Source organism: Thauera sp. 28 (assembly GCF_000310145.2).
In the GTDB taxonomy this organism is placed as follows: Bacteria; Pseudomonadota; Gammaproteobacteria; order Burkholderiales; family Rhodocyclaceae; genus Thauera; species Thauera mechernichensis.
Map to the genome: position 1 here is coordinate 97766 of NZ_AMXA01000003.1, position 17426 is coordinate 115191.

Consider the following 17426-nt stretch of genomic DNA (forward strand, 5'->3'; position numbering starts at 1 on the left):
TGCAGAAGGGCAGCATCGTCAAAACGGACGGGGCCGCAAATGCGCGCCACATTCCCGATTGGGAAAATTTGTTTCCTTGCGCGGCGCTCTGGCCCTGAGTTTCCCGAACGGAAAATATGAAACCAAGCGGTATCCGTGACGAGGCTCGATAGAATAGGCGGCTTCAAGCACAAGCCCGATTCGATGACGGACAGCCGCCCCACCTCAGAGCGCATTCTCGACGTTGCCGAGGAACTCTTCGCCAGCACGGGTTACCACGCAACCTCACTCGGTGACATCGCAGACCGGGTCGGCATCCGTACGCCAAGCCTCTACAACCACTTCAAGAACAAGGAAGCCCTGTACGCTGCCGTGCTGGAGAGACTGATGGCGCACTTTCGCCCCATCATCGCAGCCGCAGCACCGCAGCCAGGGGGCGCGCCTCACGGACGACGAGAGGCGCTGGCCTGGGCGCGACGCATGGTCGAGTGCTACTTCGCGCATCCCAACTTCGCCCGCCTGCTGCAGCATGCCGCGCTGGCCGAGACCCCGATTGCAGGCGCGCAGATCCAGGCACTGTTCGAACCCTTGTTCGCCCCGGTCACCGAGGGCGCACGCATGCCCCAGGCGCTGCAGCCCTGGGCGGTCATGGACTTCAACAACCTGCTGGTGTCCTACATCACGCTTGCACCGCTGTACCGCGACCTGATCGGCATCGACCCGATGGCGCCCGAGGGCCGCGCCCGCCACGTCGAGATGGTGCTCGAGCTCGTCGATGCAGCACTCTCGCAACAGGCGCTGCGCCCCGCTCACCCCAGGGGCGCACCGGCAATGCCTCAGGACCCGGGTACCGGCCACAGTGGCGGTAGCACGTAGGCGCCGGTGAGCGCCTCCTGCCGTGGCTGGTAGAGACGCGCGATCACGTAGAACGCGCCGCTCGGCGTGGGCAGCCAGTTGTGCGGCCCCTCGGCGGGCTCGTCGGCCTGCAGATGGAGCGTCAGAGCCCCATCCTCGCCATGCACCAGTCCGGGAGTCCTGTCGCCGATGCTGTAGCGCCGGATCGGGTTCTCGACCAAGGCATGCGTGCGTGCGTCGTAGACCGAGATGGACCAGAACGCATCCACCGGCGGCAAGCCACCTTTTTCGAATCTGAGCGTGTAACGCTGGCCACCATGCAGCAACTTGCCGTCGGCTGAGAACAAATTGGCCGGATAGAGGTTCTCCTCCGCCCGGTTCGCCCCCGTACCCGTGCGCACGACGCCGGCCCGGCGCAGGTAGTTGTAGCCATAGGTCCCCAGATCGCGAAGCACGATCCAGCCTGGCTCGACCTTTTCGCGCGCCGCGAGCTCGATCAAGCGCGCGCCGTCCTTGAGCGCGCGCTGCAAGCCTGCAACGACGGCGGGATTCGCCGTGGCGAGGTCAAAGACCTGGCTTGGGCCGACGCCGATCCGGTCGAACTGGGCCATCAGCGCGGCCTCGTCGGCCCTCGTGGGCGATTCGCGCAGGATACGGTTCAACCAGGTAAAGAACTCGACGCGCTGCAAATCCTCCCGCACCGGAAAGTCACGCGGAGCCGGCTCGTGACTGCCCTCGTGCGCGCTGATCCGAAAGGCGTCGATCAAGCGACTGGCCTCCTCCATATCGGCGTCCCCTGCGCTGTACATGCGCCCCAGCAGATACACCACGGTGGTCGAGTTCTCGATCAGCTGCATGCCGGCGGGTAGCGCGCCCTGCCACCCCGGTGGCACGAACAGGAACCGGCCGGCGCCGGTGCCCGTCGTGCGACGACCAATGTGCTCGGTCTCGGCGTAGAGATCGCTGATCGCCACCGTGTAGTAACGCCCTGCGGTATCGGGCACGTCCAGCACCACAGGGCCGGCGGACAGATCGAGCCATGCACTGAAGTAGATGGTGTCGTTGTTGGGCGCACGCAGGTCGCCCTCGGTGCCCGGTGTCGCCAGGGTCCGGTAGTTGAACATCGTGTTGACTGGCGCATAGACGCGCTGCACCCCGTCAGCGCGCCGCGTCTCGCGCCCCATTACGTGCATCAGATCGACAGCGGGATAGCCATATACATAGGCCTGCACGCCGATGTGGTACGCGAGGCTTTCCTCGCGCTCGTCGATGTCGCGCTGCACGTCCGGCAAAGGCCCTGCCCCCTGAACGCTGCCAATGAGTGCAAGCGTCGCCAAGGTGCCGGCAATACGTCTGATCATGGGTGTCTCCTCATTCTTGCTTGGTCTGTTCCAACGGAGCTCAATGGATGAGCAGTTGACACTATAAACTAATAGTTGTTAGTTTTAGATCAGATCAACGCTTCCCATCCACCATTCACGAGCGCCTTGACCATGACCTCGGAACAACAGCATCAACTGCCGGACGACATCGACGTGTTCTCGCCCGAGGCCTACGCCGACGAGGCCGGGCTCTACCGTCAGCTCGCTCACCTTCGTCGCAACTTGCCCGTGTCCTGGGTCGACCGGGCACCGTACCGCCCCTTCTGGCTCGTCACCCGCAACGAGGACATCAAGCTCATAGAGAAGAACCACGGGATCTTCCTGAGCGCTCCACGCCTGACCTTGATTCCCGAGGCCATGGAGGCGGCGACGCTCGCGCGCTACGGCAGTCGCACGGGCGGTTCGCGAACCATTCTCGACATGGACGAACCCGAGCATAGCCAGTACCGGAACATCGCCGCACGCTGGTTCATCGGCAGCGGCCTGCGCGAACTCACGCCCGGGATCGACGCCATCGCCGAAAAATACGTCAACCGCATGATCGGGATGGGTGGCGAATGTGACTTCGCGAGCGACATCGCCGTGTGGTACCCGCTTGAAGTCATCGCCTCGATCCTCGGCGCCCCGCTTGAGGACGCGCCCTACATCCTGCGCATGACCCAGGCGCTGCTCGCAGCCGGCGACCCCGAGCTTCAGCAGGACGGCGACTACGGCGCGGCCGCATTCGAGGACTTTGCCGGCTATCTGGGCAAGATGCTGGCCGAACGGCGCGCATGCCCAACCGGCGACCTGACAAGCGCGATCGCCAACGCATCGATCGACGGCAATCCGATCGGGATGATCGAAGCGCTCTCCTACGTGCTGGTCGCGATCACCGCCGGCCATGACACCACGTCGGCCGCACTGGCCGGCGGCATGCTGGGCTTCGCCACCCACCCGGAGGAGATGACCAAGCTCGTCGCCAATCCGGAGCTGCTGCGCAACACCAGCAACGAGATCTGCCGCTGGGTGTCGCCGATCCACCATTTCATGCGCACCGCGAGCGAGGACTTCCGGCTGCGCGACGTCACGCTACGCGCGGGCGACGCGGTGGCGCTGATCTACCCCTCGGGCAATCGCGATGAAGCCGTGTTCGAAGAACCAGACCGCTTCCTGATCGACCGCGACACCTCGGGCCACGTCGCATTCGGCTACGGCGTGCACGCCTGCATCGGACGCCAGTTGGCCCTGTTCGAACTGGACGCATTCTTCGGCAAGCTGATCCCGCGCCTGTCGTCCCTCGAACTGGCCGCCACGCCAGTACCCATCGCGTCCAACTTCGTGGGTGGCTATCGCCGCCTGCCGATCCGCTATGTCGTACGCTGACGCGACCTCAAGCCACATGTGCCTGACATGTGGCTTCATCTACGACGAAGCGAGCGGTCTGCCAGGGCAAGGTATTGCGCCCGGCACCGCATTGTCGGACCTTCCCGGCGACTGGGTGTGTCCGGACTGCGGCCAGCCAAGGGACAGCTTCGAGACGGTGGACTGAGGCCCAATCAAGCGCCGACCGCGGCCAGTATCCGCGACCGCGTCGCCACGATCTTCCACGCGCCGTCGATGCAACGGTACTCGTCGTCATACATCACACCCAGCCGGCGGGTCGCGCCGGTTTCGGCATCCAGATTGAAATAGGACAAGGCCCAGCGCCCGCGCGCGTGGTCAGCGGCGAGCAGTTCGATTTCGGGGTTGGCGCCGTGGTGGCTGTCGCGCACGCGCGGGTGGCAGGCGAGCGACTGGTAGAGGGCGACGAAGCTGTCGCGGTCGTCGAAACGGCCGACGGCTTCATAGTCGATCACGATCGGGCCACTGGCGAAACAATCGCGGATGGTATCGACGTCCTTGAGGTCGCAGGCGTTGAGGTAGCGGTGCTTGAGCAGGCGGATCGCCTCGAGGGCTTCGAGGCGGGCGATACGTTTGTCGAGATCCATGTAGCGTTCCCTCAGCTCACGCGCGCGGGATGGAAGGCGCAGGGTGCGCCGAGGATGTTGCGCCAGGTCGGCGGTTCACGGCCGTCGTCGTCGCGAACGCCGTAGCGCTGCGCGAGTTCGGCAACGATCTGCGTGCGTCCGGAGAGCGCGGCCAGCTCCGGATCGCACCACAGTGCGTGGATGACGCGGCCGACGAACTGCGGGCTCTCGCTGCGCGCCATGAAGTCACCGTAGGCGTCACCACGCAGACGGGCGGCGATGGCCGTGCGTTCGGTGCGCTGAACACCCAGCCACAGCGACACCGCCGCCACGCCGGTGCCCTCGAAATCCACCGCCATGTCGGCCGCCATCTTGTCGCAGCCGGCCTTCTGCGCGCCATAGGCCGGGCCATGCATGTAGCACCCAGCGCCATACGAGGAGGTGAACGCGACCAGCCCCTTCCCCGCCTTCAGCAGCAGCGGTGCGGCGTGCCAGGCGGCAACATAGTTCGAACGCAGCCCGACACCGAACATGTCGGCCTGGGCAAGCGGCTTGGTCCAGAACGGGCCTGGCTCGATCAGGCTGTCGTCGATGCAGAGCGCGTTGTTGACCAGAATGTCGAGACGGCCATGCTCGTCTGCGATGCGCTCGAACAAGGCCTTCACCTGGGCATCGTCACCGTGGTCGCAATGCACCGCAACACCCTGACCGCCCGCGGCGGTGACCGCGGCGGCCGCGTCGTGGATGGTCCCTGGCAGCGGCGTGTCGCCGAGCCGGAACGCCCCCTCGGTAGTGCTGCGCCCGGTCACGTAGACCGTCATGCCAGCCATGCCGAGCGCTTCGGCCACGCCACGGCCGACGCCACGGCTGGCACCGGTGACGACGGCAACGCCCGACCTGACGGTTGCGGGTGTTTTCATCGAACCTCCTTCATCGACAAGCGCTGCGGGGAGCCAACGGCCTCAAGCCAGCCGCGACGGCCGGCGATCCGCCCACGGCGCGGCCTTCTCCAGCTGCGCGGCCAGCGCGATCAGGCGTGCCTCGCCGCCGTAGGGCGCGGCGAACTGCACGCCGATCGGCAGGCCTTCGGCGCTCCAGTGCAGCGGCACCGACATCGCCGGCAGGCCGGTCATGTTGAACATGGAGGTGAAAGCCGACGCCAGCACCGCCCTGCGCGCGAAGTCCTCGAAGGGCTGGTCGAGCGAGAGCTCGCCGAGCTTGGGCGGCAGTGCGGCGGTGGTCGGCGACAGGATCAGGTCGTAGCGCGCGAACAGCTCGTCCAGCACACGGCCGCCGCGGTCGAACACGCTGCGCGCCTTGAGAATCTGCTCGGCGGTGTAGGACTGGGCCTTCTGCATGCTTTGCCAGTCGATCGGCTCGAACTCGTCCTCGCGCGCCGCGCGGCCGACCGCCTTCTCGCGCTCGCGCACGGTGTAGAGCATGCCGCTGGCAGTGACCACGCCCATGCTGCCAGCCATCTCCAGGAAGGGCAGCGCCGACAGGTCGATCGGCTCGACGTGATGACCCAGGCCGGCGCATAGGGTGGCAGCCTTGTTCGACGCTTCGATGCACTCCGCATGCACGCCGGCGCCGAACAGATTGGCCTGGAACAAGCCGATCTTCAGCGCGCGCGGCGCCTGCTCCAGCGCCGCGAGCAGGTCGGCGGTCGGCGGCAAGGTGCGCGCGCCCGGCTCCGCGCCCTGGCTGAGCTGCATCAGCAAGGCCGTATCGCGCACGCTACGGCTGATCACGTTGTGCGCCGACAGGCCGAGCCAGCCTTCGAGCGACTTCGGCCCCATCGGGATCAGTCCGCGGCTGGGCTTGAGGCCGAACAGGCCACAATGCGAAGCCGGGATGCGGATCGAGCCGCCGCCGTCGCTGGCGTGGGCCACCGGCAGCACACCGGCAGCGACCGCCGCCGAGGCTCCGCCCGAGGAACCGCCAGAACTGCGTTCGAGATCCCAGGGGTTGCGGGTGGCGCCGAACAGGCGCGATTCGGTGGTGGCGGTCTGGCCGAATTCGGGCGAGGCGAGCTTGGCGAAGATGTTGAGGCCCGCCGCCTGGTAACGCTGCACCAGGGTGGAATCATGGTCGGCCACCGCATCCTTGAAGAAGGCGCAGCCGTTGGTGGTGACTGTGCCCTTGAGCGCGACGCCGAGATCCTTCAGCGCGAACGGCACACCGGACAAGGCGGGGCGCGCCTCGCGCTCAGCCTGGCCGGCAGCATCCAGTGCGCGCGCGGCCTCGCGTGCGAGATCGAAGTGCGGCACGGTGACGGCGTTGATCGCCGCGTAGGCCTCGGCACGGGCGATCGCCGCCTCGAGCACCTCGCTCGGCTTGACGTCGCCGCGGCGGATGCGCAACGCGATCTCGGTCGCGTCCCACTGCTCGTAGTCGGGCAGCGGCAGGGACACGGCCGTGGCAGCTGCAGCAGCGGCGGGGCTGGCCCCACCCAGGCCCACAGCCGCCGCGCCGCCGAGCACTGCACCCGTCTTCAGGAAATCACGACGCTGCTGCACCACCGCCCGTTCGCTCATCTCAAGTCCCCCATACCTTTTGCGCAGGCACGGCCTGCTTCATCAGTTCATCGACCGTCGCGCCCGCTTCCATTGGCGTCAGGCGCGCGCCCTTGTCCTTCTGCGGACCGGTGCGCCAGCCGTCGCACACCGAGATGCGCCCGCCCTGGCTCTCGAACACCTGGCCAGTGACGTGCGAGGACAGCTCGCTGCCCAGCCAGACGACCAGCGGCGCAACGTTTTCGGCTGCCCAGGCGTCGAAGCCGGTTTCCGGCGCCTTGACCACGTCGGGCATCGCGCTCTCGGTCATCGAGGTGCGCGCGGCCGGGGCCAGCGCGTTGGCGGTGACACCATAGCGCGCCAGCTCGGCGGCCTGCACCAGGGTCAGCGCGGCGATACCGCCCTTGGCCGCAGAATAGTTCGACTGCCCGACCGAACCCTGCAGGCCGGCGCCCGAGCTGGTGTTGATGATGCGCGCGGCGATCCTGTTGCCGGCCTTGGCCTGGTCGCGCCAGCGCTTGCCGAGGATGTTGGCGAGGCAGAAGTGGCCCTTCAGGTGCACCCGCATGACCTGCTCCCAGTCGTCTTCCGACAGGCTGATGAACATGCGGTCGCGCAGGATGCCGGCGTTGTTCACCACCACGTGCACCTCGCCGAAGGCCGCCACGGCGGCATCGACGATCTGCTGCGCGGTCTCGATGCGGGTGATGTCGTCGGCGTTGGCGATCGCCTTGCCACCCGCCGCGGCGATCTCGGCGACAACGGCGTCGGCCGCTTCCTTGCGGATGTCGTTGACCACCACGTTCGCGCCCTCGGCCGCGAAGGCCAATGCATAGGCGCGGCCCAGGCCGCCGCCGGCGCCGGTGATGATGACGGTGCGTCCTTCACAAATTCCCATGTCGATCCCTTCTCTTACAACCGTTCAATGATGGTGACGTTGGCCTGGCCGCCGCCTTCGCACATGGTCTGCAGACCGAAGCGGCCGCCGCTGCGCTCGAGTTCGTGCAGCAGCGCGGTCATCAGGCGGGCGCCGGTGGCGCCGAGCGGGTGGCCCAGGGCGATGGCGCCGCCGTTGGGGTTCATGCGCGCGGGGTCGTAGTCGAGCTCCTTCTGCCAGGCCATGACCACCGAGGCGAAGGCCTCGTTGATCTCGACCACGTCGATGTCGCTCATGCGCATGCCGGCCTTCTTGAGCGCGGCACGGGTGGCGGGGATCGGCGCGGTGAGGTGCCAGATCGGGTCGTCGCCCAGCACCGACAGGTGGTGGATGCGCGCGCGCGGGGTCAGGTTGTAGCGTTTGAGCGCGGCCTCCGACACCACCAGCAGGGCGGCCGAGGCGTCGCAGGTCTGGCTCGACACCGCGGCGGTGATCGACGGGTACTCGGGGCCGACCGGTTCCAGTTCGGCCATTTTCTCCAGCGTGGACACGCGCGGCGTCTCGTCCTTCGTCACGCCCTCCAGGCCGACAATCTCGCGCTCGAAGCGGCCTTCGGCGATCGCGGCCAGCGCGCGGCGGTGGCTCTCGAGCGCATAGACCTCCATGTCGCGACGGCTGCACTGCCAGTGGTCGGCGATGCGCTGCGCGGAGTAGAACTGATTCACCGGCTGGTCGCCGAAGCGCGCCTTCCAGCCCTTGCTGCCGGAGAACGGGTCGGGAAAGCCGAGCGGCTGGCCCGCGAGCATGGCCGACGAGATCGGAATCTGGGTCATGGTCTGCACCCCGCCCACGGCGACCACGTCCTGCGTGCCGCTCATCACAGCCTGGGCGGCGAAGTGCACCGCCTGCTGCGAGGAGCCGCACTGGCGGTCCACCGTGGTACCGGGCACGTTCAGCGGCAGGCCGGCGGCCAGCCAGGCGGTGCGCGCGATGTCGCCCGCCTGCGAGCCGATGGTGTCGACGCAGCCGAAGATCACGTCATCGTATTCGTCGGCGGGAATGGCATTGCGCTCGACCAGCGCCTTCAGCACATGCGCGCCGAGATCGATCGCATGGACGTGGGACAGACCGCCCTTACGCTTGCCCGTGGGGCTGCGCAGGGCATCGACAATGTAGGCTTCAGCCATATTCACTCCTCGAACGTGTGGCCGGGGCCGAGCGCGGCACCGTCGGCCAGGATCGCGTCGGCAACGCGGGCCTTGTGGAAGCCGCGGTCACCCCAGGCGGCATCCAGCGCCCAGGCACGCTTCATGAACATCTGCAGATCGACTTCCCAGGTGTAGCCCATCGCGCCGTGCACCTGGATACCCTGGCGTGCGCCCAGCCAGGCCGCCTCGCCGCAGGCGAGCTTGGCGTGCGAGACACGCGCATCGGCACCCGCCTCGCCATGGGCGAGCGCATAGGCAGCACGGTAGAGCACAGGCTTGGCGAACTCGATCTTGGTGGCGACGTCGGCGAGGTGGTGCTTGACCGCCTGGAAGCTGCCGATCGGCTTGCCGAACTGCTTGCGCTGCGCCACGTAGTCGACCGACAGGTCGAGCATGCGCTGCGCCAGGCCGAGCAACTGCCCGGCAGTGGACAAGGCACCGCGGTTGAGCGTCTGCGCCCACAGCGCGCGGCCGGCCTCGCCGCCGGCGATCAGCGTGGACGCGGCGGGCGTCCAGCGCACGCGCGCGAGGCGGCGCGACAGGTCGATGCTGGGGTTGGGCTCGACCTCGACCTGCTCGCGCGGCACGGCATGCACTTCGTCGCCATGCGCAAGGAGCAGCAGGTTGGCCGGGTTGGCGTCGGCCACCAGCGGATTGACCGGGTGCGCAACCGCGATGCGGATGCTGCCCTCGGCAATGCGGCCGAGCCAGTCTTCGCGCGACGCGGTGCCAGCCGGCAGCGCGGCGATGAGACCAGCAGCAACGTAGGCCGCGTCGGCGAGCGAGTCCGGGATGGCGTAGTAGCCCAGCTCCTGCGTCATCAGTGCCCAGGCGATATCGTCCATGCCCAGGCCGCCGCAGTCCTCGGGCACCGACAGCGCGGTCAGGCCCTGCTCGGCGATGTTCTTGCGCAGTTCGGGCGAGCGCCCGGTGTCGGTTTCCCAGATCTCGCGCAGCATCTCGGGCGCGGCTTCGGTCATCAGGAAGCGGCTCACCGCCTCGCGGAAGGTGAGCTGGTCGTCGGTGAAGGTGAAGTCCATGGCGGCCCCTTCCTTATTTCGGCAGGCCGAGCATGCGCTCGGCGATGATGTTGCGCTGGATCTCGTTGGTGCCGGCGTAGATCGGCCCGGCCTGCGCGAACAGGAAGCCATCCAGCCAGCGCGCGGCCTCGACTGCCGCCGGCGCGTCGCCGGTGAGTTCGCCGAGCGGGCCGAGGATGCGCATCGCGGTCTCGTGCATCTTCAGGTCCAGCTCCGACCAGTAGATCTTGTTGGTGCTGGCCTCGGCGCCGATGCGGGCGCCCTTCGCCAGCCGGCCCACGGTGTGGTAGGCGGCGAGCGCGTAGGCCTCGGTGCCGGTCCAGGCCTCGATGACCGCGTCGCGGATGCTGGGGTCGCGGTCGGCGACCTCGCGGTTCGCCTTGTAGAGCTCGACCAGACGGCGCGCGGTGTACTGGAAGCGCGCCGGCGAGCGCAGCAGCAGGCCGCGCTCGAAGCCGGCGGTGGCCATCGCCACATGCCAGCCCTGGCCTTCGTCGCCGATGCGGTTCTCCACCGGCACCTTGACGTCGTCGAAGAAGATCTCGGCGAAGGCCTGCTTGCCGTTGAGCGCCTGGATCGGGCGGATGGTCACGCCCGGCGCATCCAGTGCCACCGCCAGATAGGACAAGCCATGGTGGCGGCTGGAGGCGGGGTCGCTGCGGAACAGGCCGAACAGCAGGTCGGCATAGCTCGCACGCGTCGACCAGGTCTTCTGGCCGTTCACCACATAGTGCGTACCGTCGGCCGACAGGATGGCCTTGCTGGTGATCGCCGCCATGTCCGAGCCGGCGTTGGGCTCGGACCAGCCCTGCGCCCACATGTCTTCGCTCGAGGCCATGCGCGGCAGGAAGCGCGCCTTCTGTTCCTCGGTGCCGAATTCGATCAGCGTGGGGCCGAGCAGGAGCTGGCCGTTCTGGTTCACACGCATCGGTGCGCCGGCGCCGTAGTACTCCTCCTCGAAGATCAGCCATTCGATGAGGTCGCAGCCGCGGCCGCCCAGGGCTTCGGGCCAGATCACCATCGACAGGCGCGCGTCGAACAGCTTGCGCTCCCATTCGCGGTGCTGCTCGAAGCCCTCGCGGGTGTCGTAGCTGGCCAGCGGCTCGCGCGGCAGGTTGGCCGCGAGCCAGGCGCGCACTTCCTCGCGGAAGGCTTTCTGCCGGGGGGTGTAGGCGAGATCCATGGTGTCCTCAGAACTTGGCTTCGCGTTTCTCGACAAAGGCGCGGCGGGTTTCCGCCGAGTCGGGGCTGGTGTAGGCCTGCAGCGTGAAACCCTGCTCCCAGCGGTACTTGTCTTCCAGGTTGCCGTCCTCGATGCCGTTGAGCGCCTCCTTGGCGATGCGGATCATGGCCGGGCTCTTGGCGGCGATCTTGCGGGCGATGTCGAGTGCGGCCTCGCGCAGCTCGGCCTTGGGCACGATGCGCTCGATGAAGCCGTAGCGCTCGGCCTCGCGCGCACCGATCTTCTCGCCGGTGAAGAACAGATAGCGCACCTTCTGCACCGGGAACAGGCGCTGCAGGTGGGCACCGCCACCCATCGCGCCGCGATCGACCTCGGGCAGCGCGAAGGTAGCGCACTCGGCAGCGACGACGATGTCGGCCGCGCCGGTGATGCCGATGCCGCCGCCGAGCACGAAGCCGTGCACCGCGACGATGACCGGCACCGGGTTGCGGTGCACCGCCTTGAAGGTGGCGTAATTGCCGCCGTTGACGGCGACGATGCGCTCGGGATGAGCGTCGAGTTCCTTGATGTCCACGCCGGCGCAGAAACCGCGGCCCTCGGCACGGATCACGATCACGCGTACCTCGGGGTCGTGGCCGAGTTCGTCGATGCGGTGTGCGAGCGCATACCACTCGCTGCTGTCGAGGGCGTTGACCGGGGGCTTGTTGATGACCAGTTCGGCAATGCCGTTGTCGATCGTTGTCTGGAATGCCTGGCTCACGTTATCGGGCTCCGTGGGGGTCGTGTCTTATGTGGGGTTCGGGCTGTGCGCTCAGGCGACGGCCGCTGTCTGTTTGCAGGCTTCAGTGCCGCGTGCGTCGTCGAGGCGGGCGTACAAGGCGGCGAGGCAGGCCTCGGCTTCCGCGGCGATGCCCTGGATGACGTCCTCGCAGCTCTCGAGCTTGCCGATCGCCGCCGCCACCTGGCCGCTGGGCAGGATGCCCTCGTCGGGGTAGCCCTCGACCATCGAGCGCTGCAGCAGCACCGGCTGGTTGGCGGACATCACCGTCTGCGACACCGCGCCCGGGTCTTCCTTGAGGGCCTGGCGGAACACGCCGACCATGTGGCCGAAGCTCATGCCGGTCTGCTGCTTCCACTGCCAGGCGCTCCTGAGCGCGATCAACAGCCGGCCCAACGGGCTGGCGGACTCGAGCTTGTTGATGAAGGGGTTCTCGATCATGCGGTGGCGCATGCCGTCGACCGCGAGCGTGACGCGCACTTTCTGCGGGTCATCGACCTTGACGTAGCGCTCGAGCGTGGCCGGCGGGGTGGGCGAGTCGGTGGTCATCAGGAAGCGCGTGCCCATGGCGATGCCGGCCGCGCCTGCGGCCAGCGCCGCCGCCAGGCCGCGGCCGGTGGAGTAACCACCCGCGGCGATCACCGGCACCTTCACCGCCGCCAGCACCTGCGGCAGCAGGATGGTGGTCGGCACGCCGCCGGTGTGGCCACCGCCCTCACCGCCCTGGATGGTGATCATGTCGGCGCCGAGCTCAACGGCCTTGATCGCATGCTTCAGCGCACCCACGGTGGGGATGCACAGCACGCCGGCTTCCTTGAAGCGGGCGATGGTCTTCTTGTCCGGGCCGCGGCCGTAGCTCACGGCGCGCAGCCTGTACTGGATGGCCAGGTCGACGCACTGCGCGGCGTTCTCCTGGAACATGTGGAAGTTGAGGCCGAAGTTGCTGCCGCCGGTGGCAGCGATCACCTTCTTGATCTCGCCTTCGATCTTGTCGGCATCGATGGTGGCGCCAGCGAGAAAACCAAAGCCGCCGGCCTTGGTGGTGGCGATCACCAGATTGGCGTCCGCCACCCAGCCCATCGCGGTCTGGATGACGGGGTAGCGGCAGCCAAGATGCTCGGTGAGCGGGGTGCGCAGCAGCGCCGAGAAATCGTGCGTGTCGGGGGTATGGCTCATGCCTTGTCCTCGCCTGCGGCCCGCTTGTTGGCGCTGGCCATGGCCTTGGCGTCGTAGCCGCCGAGCTTGTCGCCCGACAGCAGTTCGTTGTGGGTGTGGGCGAAGTGGTGCCAGGCGAACACCGCATCCATCGCCGTGCGCTTGCCCTGCAGGTCCTCGACGTGGTTGATCGCCTGCTTGGTCAGCGCCAGGCCCATGCGCGGCTGCTTGGCGACACGCGCGGCCAGCGCATAGGTCTCGGCCTCGAGTTGCTCACGCGCGACGACGCGGTTGACCATGCCCATCTGGTAGGCACGCTCTGCGCCCATGCGGTCGCCAGTCATCAGGAATTCCTTGGCAATGCGCGGGTTGAGCTCGTAAGGGTGAGCGAAGTACTCCACCCCGGGGATGCCCATGCGCACCACCGGGTCCTGGAAGAAGGCGTCGTCGCTGGCGACGATGAGGTCGCACACCCAGGCCAGCATCAGCCCGCCGGCGACGCAGGCGCCCTGCACCATGGCGATGGTCGGCTTGGGCAGCTCGCGCCAGCGCCGGCACATGTTCAGGTACACCTCCTGCTCGCGCACGTAGAGGTATTCGCCGCCCGGCTTGTTGGTGTGGTCCCACCACAGATGCACGCGGTCGAAGGGCTTGTTGATGTCGCGCCCCGGCGTACCGATGTCGTGGCCGGCGGAAAAATGCTTGCCGTCGCCGCGCAGCACGATGACCTTCACGGCGTCGTCATCCACCGCACGGCGGAAGGCGGCGTCCAGCGCATAGGTCATCTGCGAGTTCTGCGCGTTGTTGAACTCGGTACGGCTCATCGTCACCGTGGCGATACCGTCGGCCACGGCGTAGTGCACCGGGCTGTCGGTCTCGTACACCGCGTTGTCGGGGCGGGTGACGAAGTTCTGGTCGGGGGCGCTCATGGGCTTCTTCCTTGGCCTGATCAGGCTGCGGCGCGGATGCCGGGCGGATTGCCCTTGACCTGCGCGCCGCGCAGGTCGTGCGGATCGAGGCGGCGGATGATCTCCAGCTGCGCCGCGGTCGGGTGCGGGGTCTCGCCCAGCTCCGGCGCCTTCAGCAGCGGGAAGCCGGTCTTTTCCTGCACCTCGTCGAAGGACACGCCCGGGTGCAGCGAGCGCACGCGGATGGCGTGGTCCGGGCCTTCGAAGTCCAGCACGCACAGGTCGGTGACGATGCGGCGGATGTCCATGAAGTCCTGGCGCATGCCGGGTTCCCAGCGTGCGGGGTTGAAGCCCACGCCCGACACCATGTCCACCTCGCCTTCGACGAACACGCGCTTGCTGTGGTTGGGCACGAAGAAGGAGTTGATGTGGTTGATGCTGTTGCCCGGCAGGCCGCGCACGCCGAGGATGGCGGCCTTGGGCTTCCTGTAGTCGCCCACCACCGACAGGTTGGTCTGGCCGAAGCGGTCGATCTGGGTCGGGCCGATCATGGCGTGGCGACGGCCGCCCCACACGCACTCGAACACGCGCTCGAAGGACATGTAGCCGGAGTACTTCGGCACGTAGTCCCCGCGCGGGCCGAGCGGAATCGGCTCCTCGACCAGGAAGCATTCGCTGTCGGTCATCAGCAGCTCGGGGGCGTAGGTGAGCTTGGCCAGGCTGGCGCCCAGGCGCGGAATCACGCCGATGCCCGAGGCCAGCACCTCGCCGTCGCCGCGCCAGGCTTCCGAGGTCGCAACGATCATCAGTTCGGCGAGGGTGAATTCAGTGTTGTTGCTCATGCCGCTCGCGCTCCTCAAAACACCGGCAGGGGCAGCTTGCCCATGCGTTCGATACCGCCGTTCTTGTCCTGGTAGGCGGCCTCGCCCGGGGTGACGAACTCGTCCATGTAGGCCTGCCAGCCACCGTCATCCGCCGCGCTCGCGACGTAGCGCTTGAAGTGGGCCATGTCCCAGCCGTACTCGGGCGCGCAAGTGGTCGGGTGGGCACCGCAGGGCGCATGCACCACGCCCTTCACCAGGTAGCGCTCGAAGGTGTTGAAGCGGGCCTGGTCGGGGGTGAGCGCGAGGCGCTCCTCGACGCGTTCGGCCGACACGTAGCAGGCGTCCGCCGCACGCGCGACGAGGTGATCGAAATACGGGTCACCGCCCTGGATCAGGGTGTTGCCGAGTTGGTCGGCAACATTGACGTGCACCAGCGCGACGTCGAGCTTCAAGGCCGGCATCGCCAGCAGCACCTCGCCATCGGCGTAGGGCGACTGGATGGTCTTGAGCTCGGGGTTGAGCTTGGTGACATCGGTCGCCAGACCGCAGCGCGTCGGCAGGAAGGGCACGCGCATGCCGGCGGCACGCAGACCCCATTGCCACATGCCCTCGTCGAGTTCCAGCAGCTCCAGTGCGCCGGATTCACGCACCTTGCGGTACCAGGGCTCGAGCGGGATGGCATCCAGCGTAGCGAAGCCGAAGATCAGCTTCTTCACCTTGCCGGCGGCGCACAGCATGCCGACGTCCGGGCCGCCATAGGCCACCACGGTGAGGTCCTTCACGTCCGAGCGCAGGATCTCGCGCACGATCGCCATCGGCTTGCGCCGCGGGCCCCAGCCGCCGAAACCGATGGTCATGCCATCGCGCAATTGGGCGACGACATCGGTCGTCGTCATCAGTTTGTTCATGGTGCTTTCCTGTTGCCGGCCGCGCTCAGGCGGCCTGTTCCTGCTGGCCGACGCCGAAGTCGTGGCCCCAGATGCTGACGCGGGTGAACTCGAAGGCGTTGTGGCGTTCCCAGTCGCACTGCAGGCCGCCGTAGCCGTACTCGAGGTCGAAGCCCGAGGGCGTCTTCATGTAGAAGGAGATCATGCGGTCGTTGAGGTGCTGGCCCAGCGTGGCCGACAGCGGCACCTTGTGCGCGATGCGGCGGTCGTGGGCACGGCCGACCTCGGTCATCGAATCGACCTCGACCATCACATGCACGCAGCCGCTCGGCACCGGGTACTCGGCGATCGCCAGGCTGTGGTGACGGGCGTTGTTGCAGTGCAGGAAGTGGATGCGCACCGGCGGCGCAGCCGGATCGGGACGGAAGTTGAAGATGTCCGACAGGCCGAAACCGAGCACGTCGCGGAAGAAGGCCGCGGTGGCGTCGAAGTTGGGGGCCGGCATCACGGTGTGGCCCAGGCCCATGTCGCCGGTGAGGAAGCGCGGCACGCCCTGCGGCGACACGAAGGGCTGGCAGTCCGACAGGTGGCCCCAGCACAGCTCGTGGCGGTTGCCCGAGGGGTCGGTCACCACGGCGACGGCCTGCATGCCACGCTGGGCGACGGTGGCGGCATCGGCGAGCGCGTAGCCCACACCCTTGGCGTCGAGTTCGGCGAGCGCGGCCTTGAAGGCGTCTTCACCCGCCAGCTCCCAACCCGATGCCAGGTAGCGACGCTCTGCGCCCTGCACCACCAGGATGCGGAAGGGACGCTCGTCCATCTTGATGTAGAGACCGCCGCCAGGCGCGGTCGAGGTCATCATGCCGAGCACGTTCTCGGCGTAATGCTTCCATTCGGCGAGGTCGTCGATCTGGGCGACGAAGTAGGCCAAACCGCGGATGTCGATCATTGCTGCCCCCAAAGATTGGTCGGATACGTGGGGGCATTGTGCGAACAGGCGGCCGCGCCATCATCGTCCGTTGAGACTACGAAAAACGGGCGTCGGGGGCGCGGCCGAAGCGGGATCAGAAGGTGGCGTTGAAGCCCGCCAGCATGCCGCCGTCGATGGTGAACTCGCCGCCGGTGCAATAGGACGCCTCGTCCGAGGCGAGGAAGGCGACCAGGCGGGCGACCTCCTGCGGCGTGCCGATGCGGGCGATCGGCTGGTGCTGGTAGGCCGCATTGAGCTCACGGTCAGGCGTGTGCACCATCGGCGTGTCGATGCCGCCCGGGTGCACCGAGTTGACGCGGATGCCGTAGCGGCCGAATTCGAGCGCTGCGCATTTGCTCATGCCGCGCACGGCGAACTTGCTCGCCGTATAGGCGCTGGCACCGCCAATCGCCATGATGCCGGCGGCGGAGCTGATGTTGACGATGGCACCACCACCCGCCGCCTTCAGCGCTGGCAGCACCGCCTTCATCCCCAGCCAGCAGCCGGTCTGGTTGACCTGGATCACCTGCATGTATTCGTCGAGGCACATGTCCTCGATGCGGCCCCAGCGCAGGATGCCGGCGTTGTTCACCAGCACGTCGAGTCGTCCGAAGCGGGCCAGCGCCGCCTCGACCGCCGCCGCCCATTGCTGCGGGTCGGATACGTCGAGATGCACGGCAAGCGCATTGGGCCCGAGCTCATCGGCCAGCCGTGCGGCATCGCCATCCAGCACGTCGGCGAGCACCACGCACGCGCCCTCGGCGTGGAACAGCCTCGCTTCCACTTCACCCTGGCCGCGTGCGGCACCTGTGACCAGAACCACCTTGTTCTCGAAACGCTTCATCGACGACATCTCCTCGTGTGGGTTCGCTGCATGGGTCCGGCCTGCAAGAGCCGGCTTGAGTACCGGGTTCG

General features: G+C 67.6%; 18 protein-coding genes. 3 read left to right on the top strand and 15 right to left on the bottom strand.

Annotation, left to right across the window (positions count from 1 at the left end):
* Positions 1-183 precede the first annotated feature (183 nt).
* The gene (locus C662_RS03795) at positions 184-855 is read left to right on the top strand and encodes a TetR/AcrR family transcriptional regulator (RefSeq protein ID WP_002925161.1); all 672 of its coding nucleotides are present in this window, start codon (positions 184-186) and stop codon (positions 853-855) included.
* Here the strand turns inward: C662_RS03795 and C662_RS03800 are convergent.
* Positions 816-2195: a DUF1254 domain-containing protein gene (locus tag C662_RS03800; protein WP_002925163.1), complete on the bottom strand. Its 1380-nt coding sequence runs from the start codon at positions 2193-2195 to the stop codon at positions 816-818. The genes C662_RS03795 and C662_RS03800 overlap by 40 nt on opposite strands.
* Positions 2196-2327: 132 nt before the next feature.
* Between C662_RS03800 and C662_RS03805 the strand changes: the two genes are divergently transcribed.
* Positions 2328-3581 carry a cytochrome P450 gene (locus tag C662_RS03805; RefSeq protein ID WP_002925165.1) on the top strand — a complete coding sequence of 418 codons (1254 nt, stop codon included), beginning with the start codon at positions 2328-2330 and terminating at the stop codon, positions 3579-3581.
* 16 nt (positions 3582-3597) lie between these two features.
* Positions 3598-3747 carry a rubredoxin gene (locus C662_RS19965; protein ID WP_198291873.1) on the top strand — a complete coding sequence of 50 codons (150 nt, stop codon included), beginning with the start codon at positions 3598-3600 and terminating at the stop codon, positions 3745-3747.
* Between the two features lie 7 nt (positions 3748-3754).
* On the opposite strand, the gene C662_RS03810 is transcribed toward C662_RS19965, so the two are convergent.
* From C662_RS03810 to C662_RS03875, 14 genes are all read right to left on the bottom strand, one after another.
* The gene (locus tag C662_RS03810; protein WP_002925169.1) at positions 3755-4186 is read right to left on the bottom strand and encodes a nuclear transport factor 2 family protein; all 432 of its coding nucleotides are present in this window, start codon (positions 4184-4186) and stop codon (positions 3755-3757) included.
* An 11-nt stretch (positions 4187-4197) separates the two neighbouring features.
* Complete coding sequence (locus C662_RS03815) at positions 4198-5085, bottom strand: SDR family NAD(P)-dependent oxidoreductase (RefSeq protein ID WP_002925172.1); 888 nt, start codon at positions 5083-5085, stop codon at positions 4198-4200.
* 42 nt (positions 5086-5127) lie between these two features.
* Entirely contained in the window at positions 5128-6702 is a 1575-nt protein-coding gene (locus tag C662_RS03820) for an amidase (protein WP_002925174.1), read from the bottom strand.
* A gap of 1 nt (position 6703) precedes the next feature.
* Positions 6704-7579: an SDR family oxidoreductase gene (locus tag C662_RS03825; RefSeq protein ID WP_002925176.1), complete on the bottom strand. Its 876-nt coding sequence runs from the start codon at positions 7577-7579 to the stop codon at positions 6704-6706.
* 14 nt (positions 7580-7593) lie between these two features.
* Positions 7594-8745 (bottom strand): acetyl-CoA C-acetyltransferase, encoded by a 1152-nt coding sequence (locus C662_RS03830; RefSeq protein WP_002925177.1) that lies wholly within the window; start codon positions 8743-8745, stop codon positions 7594-7596.
* Between the two features lie 2 nt (positions 8746-8747).
* Positions 8748-9806 (bottom strand): acyl-CoA dehydrogenase family protein, encoded by a 1059-nt coding sequence (locus tag C662_RS03835; RefSeq protein WP_002925179.1) that lies wholly within the window; start codon positions 9804-9806, stop codon positions 8748-8750.
* Between the two features lie 13 nt (positions 9807-9819).
* Entirely contained in the window at positions 9820-10989 is a 1170-nt protein-coding gene (locus C662_RS03840) for an acyl-CoA dehydrogenase family protein (protein ID WP_002925181.1), read from the bottom strand.
* A 7-nt stretch (positions 10990-10996) separates the two neighbouring features.
* The gene (locus tag C662_RS03845) at positions 10997-11749 is read right to left on the bottom strand and encodes an enoyl-CoA hydratase family protein (RefSeq protein WP_002925183.1); all 753 of its coding nucleotides are present in this window, start codon (positions 11747-11749) and stop codon (positions 10997-10999) included.
* Positions 11750-11800: 51 nt separating this feature from the next.
* Positions 11801-12943 (bottom strand): NAD(P)H-dependent flavin oxidoreductase, encoded by a 1143-nt coding sequence (locus tag C662_RS03850; protein ID WP_002925185.1) that lies wholly within the window; start codon positions 12941-12943, stop codon positions 11801-11803.
* Positions 12940-13851: an enoyl-CoA hydratase gene (locus C662_RS03855; protein ID WP_002925187.1), complete on the bottom strand. Its 912-nt coding sequence runs from the start codon at positions 13849-13851 to the stop codon at positions 12940-12942. The genes C662_RS03850 and C662_RS03855 overlap by 4 nt, the downstream gene beginning before the upstream one ends.
* 20 nt (positions 13852-13871) lie before the next feature.
* On the bottom strand, positions 13872-14672 hold the full coding sequence (locus tag C662_RS03860; RefSeq protein WP_002925188.1) for a CoA-transferase subunit beta: 801 nt from the start codon (positions 14670-14672) through the stop codon (positions 13872-13874).
* A gap of 14 nt (positions 14673-14686) precedes the next feature.
* Positions 14687-15562, bottom strand: coding sequence for a CoA transferase subunit A (locus tag C662_RS03865; RefSeq protein WP_002925190.1), 876 nt, complete (start codon positions 15560-15562; stop codon positions 14687-14689).
* A gap of 25 nt (positions 15563-15587) precedes the next feature.
* Entirely contained in the window at positions 15588-16490 is a 903-nt protein-coding gene (locus C662_RS03870) for a VOC family protein (protein ID WP_002925193.1), read from the bottom strand.
* 115 nt (positions 16491-16605) lie between these two features.
* Positions 16606-17355 carry an SDR family NAD(P)-dependent oxidoreductase gene (locus C662_RS03875; RefSeq protein ID WP_002925194.1) on the bottom strand — a complete coding sequence of 250 codons (750 nt, stop codon included), beginning with the start codon at positions 17353-17355 and terminating at the stop codon, positions 16606-16608.
* Positions 17356-17426 lie beyond the last annotated feature (71 nt).